The organism is Streptomyces sp. NBC_01092, from assembly GCF_045039535.1.
In the GTDB taxonomy this organism is placed as follows: Bacteria; Actinomycetota; Actinomycetes; order Streptomycetales; family Streptomycetaceae; genus Streptomyces.
This window is the reverse complement of the sequence record NZ_CP108659.1, coordinates 4,009,567-4,030,918: the sequence shown is the minus strand read 5'-3', so window position 1 is coordinate 4,030,918 and position 21,352 is coordinate 4,009,567. Positions and strand designations below refer to the sequence as shown.

Here is a 21,352-nt window from a genome sequence, read left to right as displayed (position 1 = left end):
CCGCTGAGGGGGCGCCGCTTGGCGGTGCTCGGTCGGTGGTGGTGTGTTTCGGGCTTCGGTCGCGTGGCGGCCGGGCTTTCTCGGGGCAGGGCCTCGTGGCCGCGGGGTTGCGAGGTCGGCCGGGGGTCCGGGGGTTGCCCCCGGGCGGCACGGCCACGGGCGTCGTCGAGCGCGACTTCGTGCCGGTGGAGGAGCGCTAGACGCTCCGCTGAGGGGGCGCCGCTTGTCGGTGCTCGGTCGGTGGTGGTGTGTTTCGGGCTTCGGCCGCGCGATGGCAGGGCTCGCTCGGGGCAGGGCCTCGTGGCCGCGGGGTTGCGAGGTCGGCCGGGGGTCCGGGGGTTGTTCGTCGGCTGCGGGTTCGTCGTGGCTGGTCGCTCCCCAAGCTCTCGGCTTCGCTCGGGCAGGGGGACCCCCATCGCGTCGGAGCCGCACATGGATACCGTCCCGCGCCCCTTGGGGCGCGCACGCACGCCGTAGGTAAAAAGAAGGAAGGCGCCCTGGCGCCGGTCCCCCCACGGGCCGACGTCCAGGGCGCCTTCCCATGTCCCGGTGCGGATTCCCCCCACGGGATCCGGCCGGGCGTCTGAGAGAGCAGCGCCTGAATCGCTGTCTTTCGGTATTGCGTTGAGCAGAACGAGCAAAACTCGTCGTACTCATGGTTGAGTGCGGTCTGCCGGGACAGCGCACGGTCGGGAGGGCCGCTCAAAGCTTCCCGACGTACGTGCCCCGGCAACGCAACTCTGAGGAAGTCCCCCAAGACATCCTCAGATGCCAGTTGGCGCCCCCCAAGACGCTCCCTGACATCGTCAACTTAGACCTTCGAACCCCTTCGATGGTTACGTTCACATCACTGTGATCTGCGTCTCTTGCATATGTCCGTTAGATACGCAAGAGACCCGATATGGCGATCGGGACCCAAGCGTAAGGATGATGCGCGAGCCTTGTGAAGAGCTTATGTGAGCCGGGCGTCGGACTCCAGAGGTGCTTAGCGGGGTTCTTACTATGAATTCACCGGAACGTCCGGAGTCGAAGGCTGTTCGACACCACGAACACCGAGGAGAACGCCATCGCGGCCCCCGCGATCATCGGGTTCAGCAACCCCGCCGCGGCCAGTGGCAACGCGGCGACGTTGTACCCGAAGGCCCACACGAGGTTCCCCTTGATCGTGGCCAGCGTCCGCCGGGACAGCCGGATGGCGTCCGCCGCCACCCGGAGATCGCCGCGCACCAGCGTCAGATCGCTCGCCTCGATCGCCGCGTCCGTGCCCGTCCCCATGGCCAGCCCCAGATCGGCGGTGGCGAGCGCGGCCGCGTCGTTGACGCCGTCGCCGACCATGGCCACGCAGCGCCCCTCGCTCCGCAGCCGCCGTACCGCCTCGACCTTCTCCTCCGGCAGGACCTCCGCGATCACCTGATCGATACCGACCGCGTCCGCCACCGCCTCGGCGACCAGCCGGTTGTCCCCGGTCAGCAGCACCGGCGTCAGCCCCAGCGCACGCAGCTCGCGCACCGCCTCGGCGCTGGTCTCCTTGACGGTGTCCGCGACGGCCACGACACCTCGCGCCGCTCCGTCCCACCCGACCACGACAGCCGTACGACCGTCCCTCTCGGCCTCGTCCCGGGCCCGGGCCAGCTCCGTGGGCAGCGCGTCGAAGAGGCGCCCCACGGCCACGTCATGGCCCTCCACGCGCCCGCGAACGCCCCGGCCGGGGACGTTCTCGAACCCTTCGACCTCCGGCAGGGGGCCGAACCGGTGGTCGGCGCCGGCGGCGACCGCCCGGCCCAAGGGATGCTCGGAGGCGTGCTCCACGGCGCCCGCGAGCCGCAGCACCTGCTCCTCGTCGGCGCCCTCGGCGACGTACACCTTCTGGAGGCTCATACGGCCGGTCGTGACCGTGCCGGTCTTGTCCAGGACGACGGTGTCGACCCGGCGCGTGGACTCCAGCACCTCGGGGCCCTTGATGAGGATGCCGAGCTGCGCGCCGCGTCCGGTGCCGACCATGAGGGCCGTGGGGGTGGCCAGGCCCAGGGCGCACGGGCAGGCGATGATCAGTACCGCGACGGCCGCGGTGAACGCGGCGACCGTGTCGTCGGTGAGGCCGAGCCAGGCCCCGAAGGTGGCGACCGCGAGGACGATGACCGCCGGGACGAAGACCGCGGAGATCCGGTCGGCGAGCCGCTGCACCTCGGCCTTGCCGTTCTGCGCGTCCTCCACCAGCCTCGCCATCCGCGCGAGCCGGGTGTCGGCGCCGATCCGGGTCGCCTCGACGACGAGCCGCCCGCCCGCGTTGACCGTGGCCCCGGTGACCGCGTCCCCGACCGCGACGTCCACCGGCACCGACTCGCCGGTCAGCAGGGCGGCGTCCACCGCGGAGGCACCCTCGACGACGGTGCCGTCGGTGGCGATCTTCTCGCCGGGCCGTACGACGAACCGGTCCCCGACGGCCAGCCGGTCGACCGGAACGCGGACCTCGCGTCCGCCCGCCCGTCTCCCACCACCGCCCTCAACCGGGAGCGCTTCGCGCTCGCCCCCCTCGTATCGCAGCACGGCGACGTCCTTCGCGCCCAGCTCCATCAGGGCGCGCAGGGCCGCACCCGCGCGGCGCTTGGAGCGGGCCTCCAGATAGCGGCCGAGGAGGAGGAAAGTGACGACGCCGGAAGCCACTTCGAGGTAGATCTGCGAGGCGCCGTCCGTGCCCGAGACGGTGAACTCGAAGGTGTCGTGCATGCCGGACATGCCCGCGTCGCCGAAGAAGAGCGCCCACAGCGACCAGCCGAACGCCGCCAGCGTGCCCATCGAGATCAGCGTGTCCATGGTGGCCGCGCCGTGCCGGGCGTTCGTGAACGCGGCCCGGTGGAAGGGCAGTCCGCCCCAGACGACGACCGGCGAGGCGAGGGTGAGCGCGAGCCACTGCCAGTTGTCGAACTGGAGGGCCGGGATCATCGACAGCGCGATCACGGGGGCGGCGAGCAGCACGGAGACGGTGAGGCGTTGGCGGTAGCCCGTCAGTTCGGGGTCTTCCGGAGCCTGCTGCGGCTCGTGCGTCGCGGGGTGCGGGGGAGCGGGCTCCTCGGCGGTGTACCCCGTCTTCTCCACGACGGCGATCAGGTCGGCGACCTCGATGCCCGCGGGGTAGCTGACCTTGGCCTTCTCCGTCGCGTAGTTCACCGTGGCGGTCACGCCGTCCATGCGGTTGAGCTTCTTCTCGACGCGTGCCGCGCAGGAGGCGCAGGTCATCCCGCCGATGAGCAGCTCGACGTCCGAGGGGGCGGCGCTGTCGGCCGGGCCGGGCGCGGGCGTCGTCGCGGTCCTGCCGGGTGCAGGCGTCGTCCCGGCCGTGTCGGTCGCGCCGGTCGGCCCGGCTATCGGCGGTTCGTCCGTGGTGCTGGTCATGACCAGAGTCAGGCCTTGCCGACCAGTTCGAAGCCGGCCTCGTCGACGGCCGCGCGCACGGTCTCCTCGTCGAGCGCGGCCGCGGAGACGACGGTGACCTCACCGGTCGAGGCGACGGCCTTCACCGAGCTGACGCCGGGGAGTTCGGAGATCTCGCCGGAGACGGCCCCTTCGCAGTGCCCGCAGCTCATGCCGCTCACCTTGTAGACGGCGGTGACGGAACCCGAGGTGTCGGTCTGGGCGGTCATGTGGTTCTCCTCGTCGAGGCATGTGGGGCTGAGGGGACCCGGGGGGTCCCTTCGCCTCAACGGTATACCCCTACGGGGTACTGCTCAAAGAGGGGTGGCCCCTGTCGGTACAGCACGCGCGTTCGGCGTGTACCGCGTCCTCGCTCCGGGATGCGGGTGTGCCCGGGGCGGGAGACAGTGGGTCGCGGGGTCCCCCCCGAATCCGGGAGCTGATCCATGCACACCTATCGGTACCGGCCCATCACGTCGCGGTACGGGCCGCCTCGCCCTGGCCGAGGCTCTCGCCCACCAGCGGGTCGAGATAGCGGATCAGGGCGTTCTTCAGCTCCTGGACGTAGGCGTCGCGCTCCGCGCCCTCGTGGGCGAGCACCAGCTCCAGGCCCGCCTTGTACAGGCCCAGGCACATGTGGGCGGTCCGGGCGAGGACGGCCGGGTCGGCGTCCGGCAGGAACGACAGGAGCAGGCCCTCGATCCGGGACAGCAGGGTCGCGTGCAGGGCGTCGTGCTCCTCGGCCATGCGGCCGGGGATGTCGGGGCCGTGCATCAGCGCGAAGAACACCGGGTGCGCGCAGTTGAAGGCGATGAACCGGTCGACGGCCGCGGTGACGGCCTCATCCAGCGGGGTCGCGGGATCGACCGGGGCGAGCGCCTCGCCGTACATCTCACGCATCTCGTGCATGAGCCGGTCGCCGAGCTCGATGGCGATCGCTTCCTTGTTCGGGAAGAACTGGTACAGCGTGCCGGGTGAGACGCCGGCCTCGCGGGCGATGGCGTTGGTGCTGGCGGCGGTGTAGCCGGTGGTGCTGAAGACGGTGGCCGCGGCCTCGAGCAGCTGGGCGATACGGCGCTCACCGCGGGCCTGACGGCGGCGCGGCTGCTCCTTCTCCTGGCGGTCCTGGTTGCCCTGGCTGTCCTTCTCCCGGTTGGCGGACACGAGTTATCCCCAGCTTTCCGAACGCGATTGACAAACGCGAGTGGTCGCTCGCATTCTAGAGAAACGCGAGCGATGTCTCGTGTTTGCCAGTCTATGGCAGTGGCGGCTCCATGCCGCCTCGCTTGCACGGCACGGATCAGGGTGAAGGGGACACCGCACAATGACCGAAGTCAACAGGCCACCCCGAGTGGGAGGCTGGACCCGCTTCGTGACGGCACGCCCTCGGCTGTCGTTGCTGGTGGCCCTGGTGATCACCGCGCTCGCCGTGCTGGCCGGCAGCGGCGTCGCCGACCGGCTGGGCAGCGGCGGCTGGGAGGACCCGGACGCCGAGTCGACCTACGCGACCAAGGCACTGGAGCGCGAGTTCCCCGCCTCCCAGCCCAATCTCCTGCTCCTCGTGGACGCGGGCGACGCATCGGTGGACGACCCGGCGGTCGCCGCCGAGGCGCGGCGCCTCGTGGCCCGCCTGGCCGGCGAGAAGGGCGTCATAGGCGTCGGCTCCTACTGGCAGGCCGCCCCCTCGGCGGCCCCGGCCCTGCGCGCCGAGGACGGCCATGAGGCGCTGATCGCCGCCCGGATCACCGGCGAAGAGAAGCAGATGGGGGAGACCCTGGACCGCATCGCGCCCGAGTTCCGGGGCGCGCACGGCCCGGTGGAGGTGAGCGTCGGCGGCCCGGTCGCGGTGCGGCACGAGATGCAGACGACCATCCAGGAGGACCTGATCCGGGCCGAGGTGATCGCGCTGCCGGTCACCCTGGTGCTGCTGGTGATGGTCTTCGGCAGCGCGGTCGCGGCCCTGCTGCCGCTCGGCATCGGCATCGTCGCGATCCTCGGCACGAACGCGGTGCTGCGCGGCCTGACCGAGCTCACCGACGTGTCGGTCTTCGCGATGAACCTCACCACGGCCCTCGGCCTCGGCCTCGCCGTCGACTACGCACTGTTCATCGTCCGCCGCTTCCGGGAGGAACTCGCCACCGGCGCCGAACCCCTGCCGGCGGTCGGCACCACCTTGCGCACCGCCGGACGCACGGTCCTGTTCTCGGCCCTGACGGTCGCGGTGTCACTGGCGGCGATGCTGCTCTTCCCGCAGTACTTCCTGCGGTCCTTCGCCTACGCCGGGATCGCGGTGGTGCTGCTCGCCGCCGCGGCCGCACTGATCCTGCTGCCGGCGGCCCTGGTCCTGCTCGGCCACCGCGTCAACGCCCTGGACCTGCGGCGCCTGTTCCGGCGCGGGCGGGCGAAGGACGCCGCTCAGCAGGACTCCGGTCAGGCGGCCGGTGCGACGGAGGGCAGGGCCTGGGCCCGCACGGCGAGCCTCGTCATGCGCCGCGCCCCCTTCTTCGCCCTCGGCACCACCGCCGTCCTGGTCCTGCTCGGACTGCCCTTCCTGGGCGTGAAGTTCGGCACGGCGGACGACCGCCAGCTGCCGTCGAGCGCCGAGTCCCATGTCGTGCAGCAGCACATCCGCGACGGCTTCCCTGGCAGCCCCGGCGGCGGCCTGGAGGTGCTCGCCGAGGGGCGGGCCACCCAGGCGCAGTACGCCGACTACAAGGAACGCATCGCCGCGCTCCCGGAGGTGCTCCGGGTCGACGGGCCGCTCGTGAAGGGCGAGTCGGCGTACTTCACGGTGCTACCGAAGGGCGAGGCGGTGGACGACCCGGCCCAGGGCCTGGTCGACGATCTGCGCGCCACCGAGGCGCCGTTCGACACCAAGGTGACCGGCGCGGCGGCGGTCCTGGTCGACTCCAAGGACGCGATAGCCGAGCGTCTGCCGCTCGCGGCCGCGTTCATCACGATCGTCACCCTGCTGCTGGTGTTCCTGCTGACGGGCAGCGTGCTGATCCCGATCCAGGCGGTGGTGCTCAACGCGCTCAGCCTGACGGCGATGTTCGGCGCGGTGGTCTGGGTCTTCCAGGACGGCCATCTCTCCGGCCTGCTCGGCTTCACCAGTCCCGGCTCCATCGAGACGACCCTGCCGGTGCTGATGTTCTGCGTCGCCTTCGGTCTGTCGATGGACTACGGCGTGTTCCTGCTGTCCCGCATCAAGGAGGAGTACGACGCGACGGGCGACCACGACCAGGCGGTGCGGCACGGCCTGCAGCGCACGGGCGGCCTGATCACCGCGGCCGCTGTGATCCTCGCGGTGGTGATGGTCGCGATCGGCACCTCCCGGGTGACCAACACCAAGATGCTCGGCCTCGGCATCGCCCTGGCGGTGGTCATGGACGCGATGATCGTCCGCAGCCTGCTGGTCCCTGCGGTGATGCGTCTGACGGGGCGGGCGACCTGGTGGGCGCCGGGACCGCTCAGGCGGCTCCATGACAGGTTCGGGCTGAGCGAGTCGGGCGGGGAGCCGGAGCCGGCGGATGCGCAGGAGCGGGACAAGGTGGCGGTGCCCGGCTAGCGTTCCCGTCGGACGGGTGATCTCTGTGCCGGGCGGCGCGGGGATCACCCCCGGGCCGCATGGGGATCACCTCCATGCGGTGCCGGGATTGCCGGGCGGGCCGGAAGGTGAGGTGAGGCGGATGCGTGCTGTCGTGTTCGAGCGGTTCGGGGAGCCGGCCGAGGTGCGGGAGGTCGCCGATCCGGAGCCGAAGGAGCACGGGGTCGTGGTCCGGGTCGAGGCGACGGGACTGTGCCGCAGCGACTGGCACGGCTGGCAGGGGCACGACGCGGACATCACGCCGCCGCATGTGCCCGGCCATGAACTCGCCGGTGTCGTCGAGTCGGTGGGCGAGAGGGTGACCGGCTGGCGCCCCGGCGACCGGGTCACCGTGCCTTTCGTGTGCGCCTGTGGGAGTTGCCCGGCGTGCGCGGCGGGCGATCAGCAGGTGTGCGAGCGCCAGACCCAGCCCGGCTTCACCCACTGGGGCTCCTTCGCCCAGTACGTCGCGCTGGACCACGCCGACGTCAACCTCGTCGCCGTACCGCAGGAGATGTCCTTCGCGACGGCGGCCTCGCTGGGCTGCCGGTTCGCCACCGCGTTCCGGGCGGTCGTGCAGCAGGGCCGGGTCGCTGCGGGGGAGTGGGTCGCGGTACACGGCTGTGGCGGGGTGGGCCTGTCGGCGGTGATGATCGCGGCGGCCTCGGGCGCGCGGGTCGTCGCGGTGGACGTCTCACCCCGGGCCCTGGACCTGGCGCGGAAGTTCGGGGCCGCGCAGTGCGTGGACGCGTCGAGCGTGCCCGACACGGCGGCGGCGATCCACGACCTCACCGGCGGCGGAGCCCATCTTTCCCTGGACGCCCTCGGCTCGCCCGCCACTTGCGCGGCCTCCGTCAACGGGCTGCGCCGCCGGGGCCGGCACATCCAGGTCGGCCTGCTGCCCTCGGAGTCCGGCACGACCCCGGTCCCGATGGCCCGCGCGATCGCCCTGGAGCTCGAACTCCTGGGCAGCCACGGCATGGCCGCCCACACCTACCCGGCGATGCTGGAGCTGGTCCGCGCGGGGGTGCTGCGGCCGGATCTGCTGGTGACGTCGACGATCCCGTTGGACGCGGTGCCGGCTGCGCTGACCGCACTCGGGACGGCGCCGGGTGCGGGGGTGACGGTCATCGAGCCGTGGAGCTGAGGGCGGCCCACTCGTGGTCGAGGAGGGCCATCATGACCTCGTCGACCCACTCGCCGTCCCTCAGCTCGATCTCCCGCCGTATCCCTTCCGTCGCGAACCCGACCTTCTCGTAGACGTGCAGGGCGCGGCGGTTGTAGGAGTACGCCTCCAACTGGATCCGATGCAGCCCGAGTTGACCGAAACCGTGGCCGATGATGAGGCGGGTCGCCTCGGTGCCGATTCCCCGGCCGCGACCGCCCGGGCCGATCAGGGTGCGGAAGGTGCAGCTGCGGGCCTGCGGATCCCACGCGTACAGCACGACCTCGCCGACCAGTTCGCCGGTGGCCCGGTCGGTGACGGCGAGGTCGAGGCGGTCAGGCTGGGCGCTGCGGGATCCGTACCAGGCTCGCACCCGCTCGGGGGTGAGCTCGGCGGGCGACTCCCCGGTGAAGCGCTCCACCTCGGGGTCGCCGATGATCTCCCACATCGTCTCGGAATCGGCCTCGGTGAAGGGGCGCAGCACGGTCCGGTCGCCGGTGAGTACGGGCTTGACGGAGAAGTCGCTCATGGCACGACTGTGCCCCACACACCGGGTGGGGCACAGGTGGTTTTCCGGGAGGTCAGTCCACGAGGTCAGTCCACTCTTCGGCCGCGGTTGCCGGGCCGGGAGGCCACCCAGGCGCGGACGGTGTCGGCGTACCAGAAGGGCTTGCCGCCCTCGACATGGTCCGGCGGCGGCAGCAGCCCGTGCTTGCGGTAGGACCGGACGGTGTCGGGCTGCACCTTGATGTGCGCGGCGATCTCCTTGTACGACCAGAGCCTTCGGTCGGTCATCAGTTGCACCTCCCCGCGCGCGCCGCGGCGGCGACCGGGGGCTGGTCGTCGGGGGGACCGTGCGCTGCGCTGGCGATCACAAAGCCTGTGTCCGGTCAACGACGCAGAGTGAGAAGGCGATAGGGCCTGTGCACGGGGTGTGACGCAAACCCCGCGTACTTGGGACATGCGTGACGGGAAACGTGCCTTTGTTACACAGGCGACGCAATGGCGTGCGCGGGCGTGAGGGTGCGGCGCATCGACAACCAGCGGCCGCCCGGCTCCCCTGCCCCCGACCGCACGGCACTCGTCACCCACCCATCCTGCAACGCCCCCACAGGGGCGCGGGGCTGTTATCGATTTGCGGCTCCGCCGCGATGGGGGTCCCCCCTGTTCGAGCGAAGTCGAGAAACTTGGGGGAGCGACAAGCCACACACAAACCCGCACCCGCCCACTAACGGAACCCTCCACCCCCCTGGGCGCCCGGCTTCTCCCCGGAGGACCTGGTTCGAATGTCTGGACAAAACATTGACAGGCCTCCCCGACCAGGGCTACAAAGCCGGAGAGAGCCCGACGCACGTCGAGCGCGCGCCGGCGTCGGCGCGAGAGCCGTGACACGAGAGCCGTGACAAGGGAGACAAGGGAAGCCGATGGCGTACGACCTGATCACCATGGGGCGGATCGGAGTGGACCTCTACCCGTTGCAGACCGGCGTCCCGCTGCCGCAGGTCACGTCCTTCGGCAAGTTCCTCGGCGGCTCGGCGACGAACGTCGCGGTCGCCGCCGCCCGCCTGGGACGGCAGACCGCGGTGATCACCCGCACCGGCGACGACCCCTTCGGCACCTACCTCCACGAGGCCCTCCAGGGCTTCGGCGTCGACGACCGCTGGGTCACCCCGGTCCCCGGCCTGCCCACCCCGGTCACCTTCTGCGAGGTCTTCCCGCCGGACGACTTCCCGCTGTACTTCTACCGGCAGCCCAAGGCCCCGGACCTGGAGATCGACGCCCACGAGCTGGACCTGGACGCCATCCGCGACGCCCGCGTCTTCTGGGTCACCGGCACCGGCCTGAGCGAGGAGCCCAGCCGTACGGCGACGCTCGCCGCCCTCGCCCACCGCGCCAAGTCCGGCATCACGGTCTTCGACCTCGACTGGCGCCCCATGTTCTGGAACGACCCGAACACCGCCCGGCCCTTCTACGCGGAAGCGCTCAAGCACACCACCGTCGCCGTCGGCAATCTCGACGAGGTGGAGGTCGCGACCGGCGTCCGCGAGCCCCACGCCGCCGCCCGTGCGCTCCTCGACGCCGGAGTCGAGATCGCCGTCGTCAAGCAGGGCCCCAAGGGCGTTCTCGCCGTCAACAGCAAGGGCGACCAGGCCGAGGTGCCACCGCTGCCCGTGAACGTGCTCAACGGTCTCGGCGCCGGTGACGCCTTCGGCGGCTCCCTCTGCCACGGGCTCCTCGAAGGCTGGGACCTGGAGAAGATCATGCGGCACGCCAACGCCGCCGGGGCCATCGTCGCCTCCCGCCTGGAGTGCTCCTCCGCGATGCCGACGCCCGACGAGATCGAGGCCGCGATCGCCGTGGGGGCCGTCAAGTGAGCGTCGACATCGCCGAACTGGTCCGCCTGCGCACCCAGCGCCCCGAGGCGGTCGCGGAGGCCGCCGCCCGCCGCCCGCGCCGGCCGCTCCTGGGCGACAACGGCCGCCTGATGATCGTCGCCGCCGACCACCCGGCCCGCGGCGCCCTCGGCGTCGGCGGCCGGGGGCTGGCCATGGCCAACCGCGCCGACCTGCTCGAACGCCTCTGCCTGGCGCTCGGCCGCCCCGGGGTCGACGGCGTCCTCGCCACCGCCGACATCCTCGACGACCTGCTGCTGCTCGGCGCCCTCGACGGCAAGGTCGTCATGGGCTCGATGAACCGCGGCGGCCTGCAGGGCGCGAGCTTCGAGCTCGACGACCGCTTCACCGGCCACCGCGCCGAGGACATCGAGCGGCTGCGCTTCGACGCCGGCAAGCTGCTGCTGCGCGTCGACTACGACGACCCGGGCTCCCTCACCACGCTGGAGTCCACCGCCCGCGCCATCGACGACATGGCCGCACGCCGACTCCCGGTCTTCGTCGAGCCGTTCATCAGCAGCCGCACCGCCGAGGGCAAGGTCAGGAACGACCTGTCCGCCGAGGCCGTCACCAGGTCCATCGCCATCGCCTCCGGCCTCGGCGGCACCTCGGCCTACACCTGGCTGAAGCTCCCGGTCACCGACAACCCTGACGACATGGCCGAGGTCATGCAGACCTCCACGCTGCCGGCGGTCCTGCTCGGCGGCGAGGTCGGCGGCTCCATCGAGGAACAAGCCGGGGCATACGAGAAGTGGCGGGGTGCCCTCCAACTGCCCACCGTGCGGGGCCTGGTGGTGGGCCGATCGTTGCTCTACCCGGCGGACGGGGATGTGGCCGCCGCCGTCGACACCGCCGTAGGACTGCTGTGAGGGCCTGATGACGAACCGCGAGCCGCGCACCGGGACGAGCAACGCGCTGTACGTCCCGAGGGGCACCACCGCCGATGTCAACTACGTGCTCGACATCGACCCCAAGCGGGCCGGGTGGACCCACAGCAGCCTGCGGATCGTGGAACTGGAGCCAGGTGGCACGCACATGTTCACCACCGGCGACAGTGAATGGATCGTGCTTCCGCTGAACGGCGGATGCACCGTGGACATCGGATACGAGAAATACCAACTCCTGGGCAGGGGCAGCGTATTCAGTGGAGTCACCGACTTCGCCTACGTGCCCCGTGACGCCCGGGCACAGATCGCCTCCGGCGCGGGTGGCCGCTTTGCTTTGGCAGGAGCGAAGTGCGAGCGAAGACTCCCCGCCCGCTACGGCCCCGCGCCGGAGGTACCCGTCGAGGAACGCGGCAGCGGCACCTGCCTGCGACGGGTCCGTAACTTCGCCTCCGCCGACGCCTTCGACTGCGACCGGCTGATCGCCGTCGAGGTGATCACTCCCGGCGGCAACTGGTCGTCGTACCCGCCGCACAAGCACGACGAGACGCGGCCCGGCGAGGAATCCGAGCTGGAGGAGATCTACTACTTCGAGATCGACGGCCCGAACGGTCTCGGCTATCAGCGCGTATTCCCCTCGCGTGAGGGCGGATCCGATGTCCTCGCGGAGGTCCGCTCCGGTGACGCCGTGCTGGTCCCCGACGGTTGGCACGGCCCGTCGATCGCTCAACCCGGCCACGACATGTACTACCTCAATGTCATGGCCGGTCCGGGGGAGACCCGGGAGTGGCGGATCTGCTTCCATCCGGACCACGTAGAGAGCACAGAGGGGTACCGATGACCTCAACGACGAGGCTCACGGTCGCACAGGCGCTCGTCCGCTTCCTGTCCGCCCAGTACACCGAGCGCGACGGCGTACGCCGGCGCCTGATCGACGCGACCTGGGGCATCTTCGGCCACGGCAACGTCGCCGGGATCGGCCAGGCGCTCATCGAGTACGGCGATGTCATGCCGTACCACCAGGGCCGCAACGAACAGGCGATGGTGCACGCGGCCGTCGGTTATGCCCGGCAGTCCAACCGGCTGTCCACCCACGCGGTGACCACGTCCATCGGCCCCGGCGCGACCAACCTCGTCACCGGCGCCGCCCTCGCCACCGTCAACCACCTCCCGGTCCTGCTCCTCCCCGGCGACGTCTTCGCCACCCGCCCCGCCGACCCGGTCCTCCAGCAGCTCGAAGTGCCGTACGCGGGCGACATCAGCGTCAACGACTGTCTGCGCCCGGTGTCGAGGTACTTCGACCGGATCACCCGCCCCGAAGCCCTGATCCCGTCGGCTCTCCAAGCCATGCGGGTGCTCACCGACCCCGTCGAGACCGGCGCCGTGACGCTGGCGCTCCCGCAGGACGTGCAGGCCGAGGCGTACGACTGGCCCGACGGCCTCTTCGCCGAGCGCACCTGGGTGGTCCGCCGGCCGGGCGCCGACCCGACCGAACTCGCCGAGGCCGTACGGGCGATCCGCGGCGCCCGTCGGCCGCTCGTCATCGCGGGCGGCGGTGTCCACCACAGCCGCGCCGAGGAGGCCCTCGCCGAGTTCGCCGAGGTCACCCGCATCCCCGTCGCCTCCACCCAGGCAGGCAAGGGCTCCCTGCGCTTCGACCACCCCCAGGACGTGGGCGGCGTCGGCCACACCGGCACCGCCACCGCCGACGAACTCGCCCGCACCGCCGACCTGGTGATCGGAGTGGGGACGAGGTACACCGACTTCACCACCGCCTCCGGCACCCTCTTCGCCGCCGACGGCGTCCGCTTCCTCAACCTCAACATCGCGCCCTTCGACGGCCACAAGCTCGCCGGTATGCCGCTGATCGCGGACGCCCGCAGCGGCCTGATGGAGCTGACCGCGGCCCTGGACATGCACGCGTACCGGGTCGCCGACAGCTACAGCGCCGAGTACATCGAGGACAAGGAACGCTGGGAGCAGCGCGTCGACGCCTGCTACGAGGCCGACGAGCCCGACGTACGGCCGACGCAGCCGCAGGTCCTGGGCGCGCTGGACGCGATCGTGGACGAGTCGGACGTGATCATCAACGCGGCCGGCTCCCTCCCCGGCGACCTGCACAAGATGTGGCGGGCACGCTCGCGGGACCAGTACCACCTGGAGTACGGCTACTCCTGCATGGGCTACGAGATCCCGGCCGCGATCGGCGTGAAGCTGGCCGCTCCCGAGCGCCACGTCTGGGCGCTGGTCGGCGACGGCACGTATCTGATGATGCCGACGGAGATCGTGACCGCCGTGCAGGAGGGCGTCGCGATCAAGGTGTTGCTCGTGCAGAACCATGGGTACGCGTCCATCGGCGGCCTGTCGGAGGAGACGGGCGCCGAGCGCTTCGGCACGGCGTACCGCCACCGCGCGGACGACGGCACGTTCACGGGTGCCCCGCTCCCCGTCGACCTGGCCGCCAACGCCGCCAGCCTGGGCATGCGGGTGCTGCGTGCGAAGACCGTGAGCGATCTGCGGGAGGCGCTCGCCGAGGCCCGCGCCGCGGACACTCCCACATGTGTCTACGTCGAGACCCAAACGGCAGACACAGTGTCGGGCCCGCCACCCGCGCAGGCCTGGTGGGATGTTCCTGTGGCCGAGACCGCGACGCGACCGTCGGCGGTCAAGGCACGGGAGCTGTACGAACGGCACGTCTCGACCCGACGCCGCCATCTGTGCTGAATCTCCCGGGGGATAACCCCCGGACCCCCAGCAGAAAAGCAGGTTGGCCCGCATGACCGGCGCGGACATCGTGAGGCAAACCTGAGTGAAGGAGTAACCGGTCATGACGAAGATCGTCAACCACTGGATCGGCGGCAAGTCCGTCGAAGGCGCGTCGGGCACGTTCGGGCCGGTTACCGACCCGGCGACCGGCGCGGTCACCACGAAGGTCGCCTTCGCCTCGGTCGACGAGGTGGACGCGGCGGTCGCCGCCGCGAAGGACGCCTACGTCTCCTGGGGCCAGTCCTCGCTGGCCAGGCGTACCTCGATCCTGTTCAAGTTCCGGGCGCTGCTGGACGCGCACCGGGACGAGATCGCGGAGCTGATCACCGCCGAGCACGGCAAGGTGCACTCGGACGCGCTCGGTGAGGTCGCGCGCGGCCTGGAGATCGTGGACCTGGCGTGCGGGATCACCGTGCAGCTGAAGGGCGAGCTGTCGACCGAGGTCGCCAGCCGGGTGGACGTGTCCTCGATCCGTCAGCCGCTGGGCGTGGTCGCGGGCATCACGCCGTTCAACTTCCCGGCGATGGTGCCGATGTGGATGTTCCCGCTGGCCATCGCGTGCGGCAACACGTTCGTGCTGAAGCCGTCCGAGAAGGACCCCTCGGCGTCGATGAAGCTCGCCGAGCTGCTGGCCGAGGCCGGTCTGCCGGACGGTGTGTTCAACGTCGTGCACGGTGACAAGGTGGCCGTCGACCGGCTCCTGGAGCACCCCGACGTCAAGGCGGTCTCCTTCGTCGGCTCGACCCCGATCGCCCGCTACATCCACACCACCGCCGCCGCGAACCACAAGCGCGTCCAGGCGCTCGGCGGCGCGAAGAACCACATGCTGGTCCTCCCGGACGCTGACCTGGACGCCGCGGCCGACGCCGCCGTGTCGGCCGCCTACGGCTCCGCGGGCGAGCGCTGCATGGCCATCTCCGCGGTCGTCGCGGTCGGTGCGATCGGCGACGAGCTGGTGGAGAAGATCCGCGAGCGCGCCGAGAAGATCAAGATCGGTCCCGGCAACGACCCGACCTCCGAGATGGGCCCGCTGATCACCAAGGTCCACCGCGACAAGGTCGCCTCCTACGTCACCGGCGCCGCGGCCGAGGGCGCCGAGGTCGTCCTGGACGGCACCGGCTACACGGTCGACGGCTTCGAGGACGGCCACTGGATCGGCCTCTCGCTCCTCGACAAGGTCCCGACCAGCGCGAAGGCGTACCAGGACGAGATCTTCGGCCCGGTGCTGTGCGTGCTGCGCGCCGAGACGTACGAGGAGGGCGTGGCGCTGATCAACGCCTCCCCGTTCGGCAACGGCACCGCGATCTTCACCCGGGACGGCGGCGCCGCCCGCCGCTTCCAGCTGGAGATCGAGGCCGGCATGGTCGGCGTGAACGTCCCGATCCCGGTCCCCGTCGGCTACCACAGCTTCGGCGGCTGGAAGGACTCCCTCTTCGGCGACCACCACATCTACGGCAACGACGGCACGCACTTCTACACCCGCGGCAAGGTCGTCACCACCCGCTGGCCCGACCCCGCCGACGCCCCCACCGGCGTCGACCTCGGGTTCCCGCGCAACCACTGACGCCGAGCCGAGCGTCAGGGGCCGTCCGCATCGCGGACGGCCCCATTTTTTTGTGCGCCCGCGCTGCGGTTCCCGCACGCCCGGAAGGCGCCCAGTACGCGGCCTTGACGCGACGTTAACGCGCGCCGGGATGGACTCTCGCCACGAATTCCGTAGGTGAACACCCATTGACGCGATGGTTTCCGTCGATGTTGCATCCCCCTCGTGACCGACACCCTCACCCCCGTCGAGGGCGCCGTCGTCGAGGCGTCTCACGGCCCCCAGAAGCTCAAGCGCTCCATCGGCGTGGTCGGCGGCACCCTGCTCACGCTCTCCTGCGTGACCCCCGCCTCCACCCTCTTCGTGGTCGTCCCCGACCTGTTCGGCTCGCTCGGCACCGCCACCGCCCTCACCATCGCCATCGGCTCCCTGCTGTGCGTCGCCGTGGCGTTCTGCTACTCGGAGCTGGGCACCCTCATCCCCAGCGCGGGCGGCGAGTACGCGATGGTCTCCACGCTGGCCGGACGGCTGGCGGGCTGGCTCGTGTTCGTGCTCTCCCTGCTGGTCGTCATGGTCGTCCCGCCGGTGATCGCGATGGGCACGGCCGACTACCTCGCCCCGATCGTCCACCTCGACCCGGCCATGACCGGCGCCGGCGTCATGCTCCTCGCCACCCTCGCCGGCCTGCTGGACCTGCGCGCCAACGCCTGGATCACCGGCGTCTTCCTGGTCCTGGAGGTCATCGCCGCGGCCGTCGTGGCGGTCCTGGGCTTCGCCCACGCCGAGCGTGGCCCCGGCAGCCTGGTCTCGATGGACGTGGCCGGCGCGGACGGCCGTACGGACGCCGTGACGGCTCTGCTGATCGTCTCCGGGCTCGCCATCGCCCTCTTCGTCACCCAGGGCTTCTCGACCGCCGTCTACCTCTCCGAGGAGATGGAGAACCCGCGCCGCAACGTCGCCCGCACGGTGCTGGTCACCCTCGGCATCTCCGCCGTGATCATCCTGGTCCCGGTCGTCGCCATCACCCTCGGCGCGTCGAACCTCCAGGAGCTGACCGGCGGGGACATCTCCACCATGGTCACCGCCTGGTCCAACTCCGCGGTCGGCACCTTCGTCAGCCTCTGCGTGGCCCTCGCGATCATCAACGCCGGCATCGTGATGGTCATCCAGAACTCCCGCGTGCTGTTCGCCTCGGCCCGCGACAAGGCCTGGCCCGAGCCGGTCAACAACGTCCTGGCCAAGCTCGGCCGCTTCGGCTCACCGTGGGTCGCCACCCTCGCGGTCGGCGTGCCCGGCGCGGCCCTGTGCTTCGTCAACCTCGACACCCTGTACGGCGTCACGGGTGTCTCGGTGACCGGCATGTACCTGCTCGTCGCGGTCGCCGCGCTGCTCTCCCGGCGCGGCGCGCACCGGCACACCCGCGCCTGGCGGATGCCGCTGTGGCCGGCGATGCCCGTCCTGCTGATCGTGGTCCTCGGCTACATCCTCACCCAGCAGGAGACCGCGCATCTGCTGTGGACCGGCGGCATCACGGCCGCGGCCACCGTCTACTGGGCCCTGTACCTGCGCCCACGCCGCGCGACGCGCTGGCTGGTGACGGTCCCGCAGGACGCGCGGGACTGACCGCCGGCGGACGGCCGCCCGGCCGTCAGCCGAAGTCCCACGTCACCACCGAGCACGACCCGTCGTCCTTGCCACCCGCACTCCGGTAGGTGGCGAGGGCGACGTCGTTGTCGGAGTCGACCAGCACCCACATCCCGTAGCACCCCAGCTCCCGCCCCAGCGCGTCGAGCCGCCCCACCAGCGCCCGCCCGATGCCCCGCCGCCGAAATGGCTCGGCCACCCCCAGCTCGTACAGGAACATCTCGGCGCCCTTGTCGGGGTGCACGGTCTCGACCCCGCAAGCGTGGCCGGCCGACGGATGTCCATGTGCCTTCGTACCACGGCTGGTGTACACGGGAGGGGGCTCGTACTTCCGTGGGAGGGGCCGTGGTTCGGCCTGCGGTAGATAACTCCCCGACAGGTTCGCCCCGTACCGTTGAACCATGGATCTTCGATTGCCCGGGCTTCGCGCACTACGGGGGCCGCGGCGGCTGCTGGCCGCCGCGGCCGCTGTCGTCGTCATAGCCGGTGCCGGTACGTGGACTGTCGCGTCGGCCGACGACGACGCGCCCGCGGTGCGCCGCGCCGACCGGGTCATGGACATGGGTGACGGGGTGCGCGTCGACACCTCGTACTTCACGGACGCCGCGAGCGGCCGCCGCCCGGCCGTGCTGCTCGCGCACGGCTTCGGCGGCAGCAAGGACGACGTACGGCAGCAGGCCGAGGACCTCGCCCGGGACGGGTACGCCGTCCTGACCTGGTCCGCCCGCGGCTTCGGGAAGTCGACCGGCGAGGTCGGCCTGAACGACCCGAAGGGCGAGGTCGCCGACGTCTCCAGGCTGCTCGACTGGCTGGCGAAGCAGCCCCAGGTCGAGCTCGACAAGACCGGCGACCCGCGCGTCGGCATGGCGGGCGGCTCCTACGGCGGCGCGATCTCCCTGCTGGCCGCCGGATACGACGACCGCGTGGACGCCATCGCCCCGGCGATCACGTACTGGAACCTCGCGGACGCCCTGTTCCCGAACGGCGTGTTCAAGAAGCTCTGGGCGGGCATCTTCGTCAACTCGGCGGGCGGCTGCGACAAGTTCGAGAAGCAGATCTGCGAGATGTACGAGCGGGTCGCCGAGTCCGGCACCCCGGACGCGCAGGCCCGCAGCATGCTGGAAGAGCGCTCGCCGTCGGCCGTCGGCGACCGCATCAAGGTGCCCACCCTGCTGATGCAGGGCCAGTCCGACTCCCTCTTCCCGCTCGGCCAGGCCGACCAGGCGGCGAAGGCGATCAAGGCCAACGGCGCCCCCGTCGACGTCGACTGGATCTCCGGCGGCCATGACGGCGGCGACATGGAGACGGACCGGATCCAGGCCCGCGTCCAGTCCTGGTTCGACCGCTACCTCAAGGACGACAAGGGCGCCGACACCGGCCCGGCTTTCCGGGTCACCCGCACCGGAGGCGTCGACTCCACCGACGGCCAGGCCCTGCTGCGGGGCGCGAGCGCGGACTCCTACCCGGGCCTGGACAGCGGCACGAAGTCCATCGCCCTCACTGGCCGCGAGCAGAGCTTCGCCAACCCGGCCGGCGCCAGCCCGCCCGCCGTCTCGGCCCTGCCCGGACTCGGCGGCGCCGGCGGCCTCGCCCAGCTGTCCTCGCTCGGCGTCGGGGTGTCCCTGGACTTCCCCGGCCAGTTCGCCGCCTTCGAGTCGGCGCCGGTCACCGACGACCTGCGCATCACCGGCTCCCCGACGGCGACCGTGCACGTGAAGTCCACCAGCGAGGACGCGGTGCTCTTCGCCAAGGTCTACGACGTCGGCGCCGACGGCACCCAGCAGGTGCTGCCGTCCCAGCTGGTCACGCCCCTGCGCGTCCAGGACGCCAAGGCCGGCAAGGACGTCACGCTCACGCTCCCCGCCGTCGACCACGACATCGAGAGCGGCCACCGGCTGCGCCTGGTCGTCTCCTCCACGGACCTCGGCTACGCCTCGCCGGTCGCGCCGGCGACGTACACGATCTCCCTGAAGGGCGACCTGACGGTCCCGACCGCGCCCGGTGTGAGCACCGCCGCCGCCCCGCTGCCGTCCTGGGTGTGGTGGCTGCCGCTCACGAGTGCGGGCATCGCCCTGGCCCTGCTGCTGACGGCCCGCCGCCGCACCGCGACCCCGGCGCCCGACCCCGAGCTGGCCGAGGTCCCGCTGCAGATCACCGACCTGAGCAAGCGGTACGCGGGCTCGCAGGACCGGTACGCGGTACGGGACCTGTCCTTCCGCGTCGAGAAGGGCCAGGTCCTCGGACTCCTCGGCCCGAACGGCGCCGGCAAGACGACGACCCTGCGCATGCTGATGGGCCTGATCAAGCCGGACGTCGGCGAGATCCGCGTCTTCGGCCACGCGATCCGGCCCGGAGCGCCCGTCCTGTCCCGGGTCGGCGCCTTCGTCGAGGGCGCGGGCTTCCTGCCGCACCTGTCGGGCCGGGAGAACCTGGAGCTGTACTGGCAGGCCACCGGCCGCCCCGCCGAGGACGCCCACCTCGACGAGGCCCTGGAGATCGCCGGGCTCGGCGACGCGCTGGCCCGCGCGGTGCGCACGTACTCCCAGGGCATGCGCCAGCGCCTGGCCATCGCGCAGGCGATGCTGGGCATGCCGGACCTGCTGATCCTCGACGAACCGACCAACGGTCTCGACCCGCCCCAGATCCGCGAGATGCGCGAGGTGATGATCCGCTACGCGGCCGCCGGCCGCACGGTGATCGTCTCCAGCCATCTGCTCGCGGAGGTCGAGCAGTCCTGCACCCACCTCGTGGTGATGGACCGCGGCCGCCTCGTGCAGGCGGGCCCGGTCGCCGAGATCATCGGCTCCGGGGACACGCTGCTGGTCGGCACGGCCACGGCCGTGGAGGAGCCGGTCGCCGAGAAGGTCGCCGCCCTGCCGGGCGTGGCCTCGGCCGTGCGCACCGACGACGGACTCCTGGTCCGCCTCGACGCCGACGGCAGCGCGACGCGCCTGGTCGCCGAACTCGTACGGCTGGAAGTCCCCGTTCAGTCGGTGGGCCCGCACCGCCGCCTGGAAGACGCCTTCCTCACCCTGATCGGAGGCTCCGCATGAGCACGCTCACCGAGCGCACCGAGGTCGCCTCCGGCTACCGGGCGGGCCGCACCCTGCCCCTGCGGGTCGAGCTGGTCCGCCAGCTCAAGCGGCGCCGCACGCTGGTCATGTTCGGCATCCTCGCCGTCCTGCCGTTCGTGCTGGTCGCGGCGTTCGCGATCGGCGGCGAGCCGGACGCCGGCGGCAACCGGATCACCCTGATGGACACGGCCACGGCGTCCGGCGCGAACTTCGCCGCCGTGAACCTGTTCGTCTCCGCGGGCTTCCTGCTGGTGATCCCCGTCGCACTGTTCTGCGGGGACACGGTGGCGTCGGAGGCCAGCTGGTCCTCCCTGCGCTATCTGCTCGCGGCGCCCGTGCCCCGGATCCGCCTGCTGTGGTCCAAGCTCGTGGTGGGCTTGGGGCTCAGCCTGGCCGCGATGGTCCTGCTGCCGCTCGTCGCACTCGCCGTGGGCACGGCGGCCTACGGCTGGGGCCCGCTGCAGATCCCCACCGGCGGCTCGCTGGACTCGGGGACGGCGGCGCAGCGCCTGCTGGTGGTCGTGGCGTATGTCTTCGTGTCCCAACTGGTCACCGCGGGCCTGGCGTTCTGGCTGTCGACCAAGACGGACGCCCCGCTCGGCGCGGTCGGCGGCGCGGTCGGTCTGACGATCGTCGGCAACGTCCTCGACGCGGTGACGGCGCTCGGCGACTGGCGCCACTTCCTGCCCGCGCACTGGCAGTTCGCGTGGGCGGACGCGGTCCAGCCCACTCCCGAGTGGTCCGGCATGATCCAGGGCACGGCGATTTCCATAACGTACGCCCTGGTCCTGTTCGCGCTGGCCTTCCGCGGTTTTGCCCGCAAGGACGTGGTGTCGTAGGTCACCGGAAGATCACCCACCGGTCTCGACACCCGTCCCCCGTGGCC

The 21,352-nt window shown here is 71.4% G+C and carries 16 protein-coding genes; 10 read left to right on the top strand and 6 right to left on the bottom strand.

The window, feature by feature from the left end; all coding sequences use genetic code 11:
* Positions 1-1,008: 1,008 nt before the first annotated feature.
* The 3 genes from OG254_RS18095 to OG254_RS18085 form a co-directional block, all read right to left on the bottom strand.
* Positions 1,009-3,393 (bottom strand): heavy metal translocating P-type ATPase, encoded by a 2,385-nt coding sequence (locus OG254_RS18095; protein ID WP_405582987.1) that lies wholly within the window; start codon positions 3,391-3,393, stop codon positions 1,009-1,011.
* 8 nt (positions 3,394-3,401) lie between these two features.
* Positions 3,402-3,641: a heavy-metal-associated domain-containing protein gene (locus tag OG254_RS18090; RefSeq protein WP_351199998.1), complete on the bottom strand. Its 240-nt coding sequence runs from the start codon at positions 3,639-3,641 to the stop codon at positions 3,402-3,404.
* Between the two features lie 241 nt (positions 3,642-3,882).
* The gene (locus OG254_RS18085; protein WP_351199996.1) at positions 3,883-4,575 is read right to left on the bottom strand and encodes a TetR/AcrR family transcriptional regulator; all 693 of its coding nucleotides are present in this window, start codon (positions 4,573-4,575) and stop codon (positions 3,883-3,885) included.
* A gap of 160 nt (positions 4,576-4,735) precedes the next feature.
* On the opposite strand from OG254_RS18085, the gene OG254_RS18080 reads away from it, so the two are divergent.
* Positions 4,736-6,979, top strand: a complete 2,244-nt coding sequence (locus OG254_RS18080; protein ID WP_405582984.1) for an MMPL family transporter — start codon at positions 4,736-4,738, stop codon at positions 6,977-6,979.
* Between the two features lie 121 nt (positions 6,980-7,100).
* Entirely contained in the window at positions 7,101-8,144 is a 1,044-nt protein-coding gene (locus OG254_RS18075; protein WP_405582982.1) for a zinc-dependent alcohol dehydrogenase family protein, read from the top strand.
* Here OG254_RS18075 and OG254_RS18070 read toward each other — a convergent pair.
* Both OG254_RS18070 and OG254_RS18065 read right to left on the bottom strand, forming a co-directional pair.
* Entirely contained in the window at positions 8,125-8,691 is a 567-nt protein-coding gene (locus tag OG254_RS18070) for a GNAT family N-acetyltransferase (protein ID WP_405582980.1), read from the bottom strand. The two genes, OG254_RS18075 and OG254_RS18070, sit on opposite strands and share 20 nt — an antisense overlap.
* Positions 8,692-8,756: 65 nt before the next feature.
* Positions 8,757-8,957 (bottom strand): MerR family transcriptional regulator, encoded by a 201-nt coding sequence (locus OG254_RS18065; protein ID WP_351199987.1) that lies wholly within the window; start codon positions 8,955-8,957, stop codon positions 8,757-8,759.
* A gap of 629 nt (positions 8,958-9,586) precedes the next feature.
* Here OG254_RS18065 and iolC point away from each other — a divergent pair.
* The 6 genes from iolC to OG254_RS18035 all read left to right on the top strand — a co-directional run bounded on the left by iolC (position 9,587) and on the right by OG254_RS18035 (position 17,371).
* Positions 9,587-10,537, top strand: coding sequence for a 5-dehydro-2-deoxygluconokinase (gene iolC / locus OG254_RS18060; protein WP_405582978.1), 951 nt, complete (start codon positions 9,587-9,589; stop codon positions 10,535-10,537).
* Positions 10,534-11,424, top strand: coding sequence for a deoxyribose-phosphate aldolase (locus tag OG254_RS18055; protein ID WP_405582976.1), 891 nt, complete (start codon positions 10,534-10,536; stop codon positions 11,422-11,424). The genes iolC and OG254_RS18055 overlap by 4 nt, the downstream gene beginning before the upstream one ends.
* Positions 11,425-11,431: 7 nt before the next feature.
* Positions 11,432-12,280, top strand: coding sequence for a 5-deoxy-glucuronate isomerase (gene iolB / locus OG254_RS18050; protein ID WP_405582974.1), 849 nt, complete (start codon positions 11,432-11,434; stop codon positions 12,278-12,280).
* Positions 12,277-14,163, top strand: coding sequence for a 3D-(3,5/4)-trihydroxycyclohexane-1,2-dione acylhydrolase (decyclizing) (gene iolD / locus OG254_RS18045; RefSeq protein WP_405582972.1), 1,887 nt, complete (start codon positions 12,277-12,279; stop codon positions 14,161-14,163). The genes iolB and iolD overlap by 4 nt, the downstream gene beginning before the upstream one ends.
* A gap of 103 nt (positions 14,164-14,266) precedes the next feature.
* Positions 14,267-15,769, top strand: a complete 1,503-nt coding sequence (mmsA, locus tag OG254_RS18040) for a CoA-acylating methylmalonate-semialdehyde dehydrogenase (protein ID WP_405582970.1) — start codon at positions 14,267-14,269, stop codon at positions 15,767-15,769.
* A gap of 204 nt (positions 15,770-15,973) precedes the next feature.
* On the top strand, positions 15,974-17,371 hold the full coding sequence (locus tag OG254_RS18035; RefSeq protein ID WP_405582968.1) for an APC family permease: 1,398 nt from the start codon (positions 15,974-15,976) through the stop codon (positions 17,369-17,371).
* Positions 17,372-17,396: 25 nt separating this feature from the next.
* Here OG254_RS18035 and OG254_RS18030 read toward each other — a convergent pair whose 3' ends face one another.
* The gene (locus OG254_RS18030) at positions 17,397-17,795 is read right to left on the bottom strand and encodes a GNAT family N-acetyltransferase (protein WP_405582966.1); all 399 of its coding nucleotides are present in this window, start codon (positions 17,793-17,795) and stop codon (positions 17,397-17,399) included.
* Here OG254_RS18030 and OG254_RS18025 point away from each other — a divergent pair.
* Together OG254_RS18025 and OG254_RS18020 are read left to right on the top strand one after the other, a co-directional pair.
* Positions 17,794-20,445: a CocE/NonD family hydrolase gene (locus tag OG254_RS18025; RefSeq protein WP_405582964.1), complete on the top strand. Its 2,652-nt coding sequence runs from the start codon at positions 17,794-17,796 to the stop codon at positions 20,443-20,445. The genes OG254_RS18030 and OG254_RS18025 overlap by 2 nt on opposite strands.
* The gene (locus OG254_RS18020) at positions 20,442-21,305 is read left to right on the top strand and encodes an ABC transporter permease (protein ID WP_147999367.1); all 864 of its coding nucleotides are present in this window, start codon (positions 20,442-20,444) and stop codon (positions 21,303-21,305) included. Before OG254_RS18025 ends, OG254_RS18020 begins: the two co-directional genes overlap by 4 nt.
* Positions 21,306-21,352: the final 47 nt, after the last annotated feature.

Excerpts from the sequence above, each read along its gene's own strand:
- OG254_RS18080 (WP_405582984.1), top strand. The coding sequence starts at position 4,736 with ATGACCGAAGTCAACAGGCCACCCCGAGTGGGAGGCTGGACCCGCTTC.
- OG254_RS18020 (WP_147999367.1), top strand. The coding sequence starts at position 20,442 with ATGAGCACGCTCACCGAGCGCACCGAGGTCGCCTCCGGCTACCGGGCG.
- iolC (WP_405582978.1), top strand. The coding sequence starts at position 9,587 with ATGGCGTACGACCTGATCACCATGGGGCGGATCGGAGTGGACCTCTAC.
- OG254_RS18070 (WP_405582980.1), bottom strand. The coding sequence starts at position 8,691 with ATGAGCGACTTCTCCGTCAAGCCCGTACTCACCGGCGACCGGACCGTG.
- OG254_RS18065 (WP_351199987.1), bottom strand. The coding sequence starts at position 8,957 with ATGACCGACCGAAGGCTCTGGTCGTACAAGGAGATCGCCGCGCACATC.
- OG254_RS18095 (WP_405582987.1), bottom strand. The coding sequence starts at position 3,393 with ATGACCAGCACCACGGACGAACCGCCGATAGCCGGGCCGACCGGCGCG.
- OG254_RS18075 (WP_405582982.1), top strand. The coding sequence starts at position 7,101 with ATGCGTGCTGTCGTGTTCGAGCGGTTCGGGGAGCCGGCCGAGGTGCGG.
- iolB (WP_405582974.1), top strand. The coding sequence starts at position 11,432 with ATGACGAACCGCGAGCCGCGCACCGGGACGAGCAACGCGCTGTACGTC.
- OG254_RS18090 (WP_351199998.1), bottom strand. The coding sequence starts at position 3,641 with ATGACCGCCCAGACCGACACCTCGGGTTCCGTCACCGCCGTCTACAAG.
- OG254_RS18030 (WP_405582966.1), bottom strand. The coding sequence starts at position 17,795 with ATGGTTCAACGGTACGGGGCGAACCTGTCGGGGAGTTATCTACCGCAG.
- iolD (WP_405582972.1), top strand. The coding sequence starts at position 12,277 with ATGACCTCAACGACGAGGCTCACGGTCGCACAGGCGCTCGTCCGCTTC.
- OG254_RS18025 (WP_405582964.1), top strand. The coding sequence starts at position 17,794 with ATGGATCTTCGATTGCCCGGGCTTCGCGCACTACGGGGGCCGCGGCGG.
- mmsA (WP_405582970.1), top strand. The coding sequence starts at position 14,267 with ATGACGAAGATCGTCAACCACTGGATCGGCGGCAAGTCCGTCGAAGGC.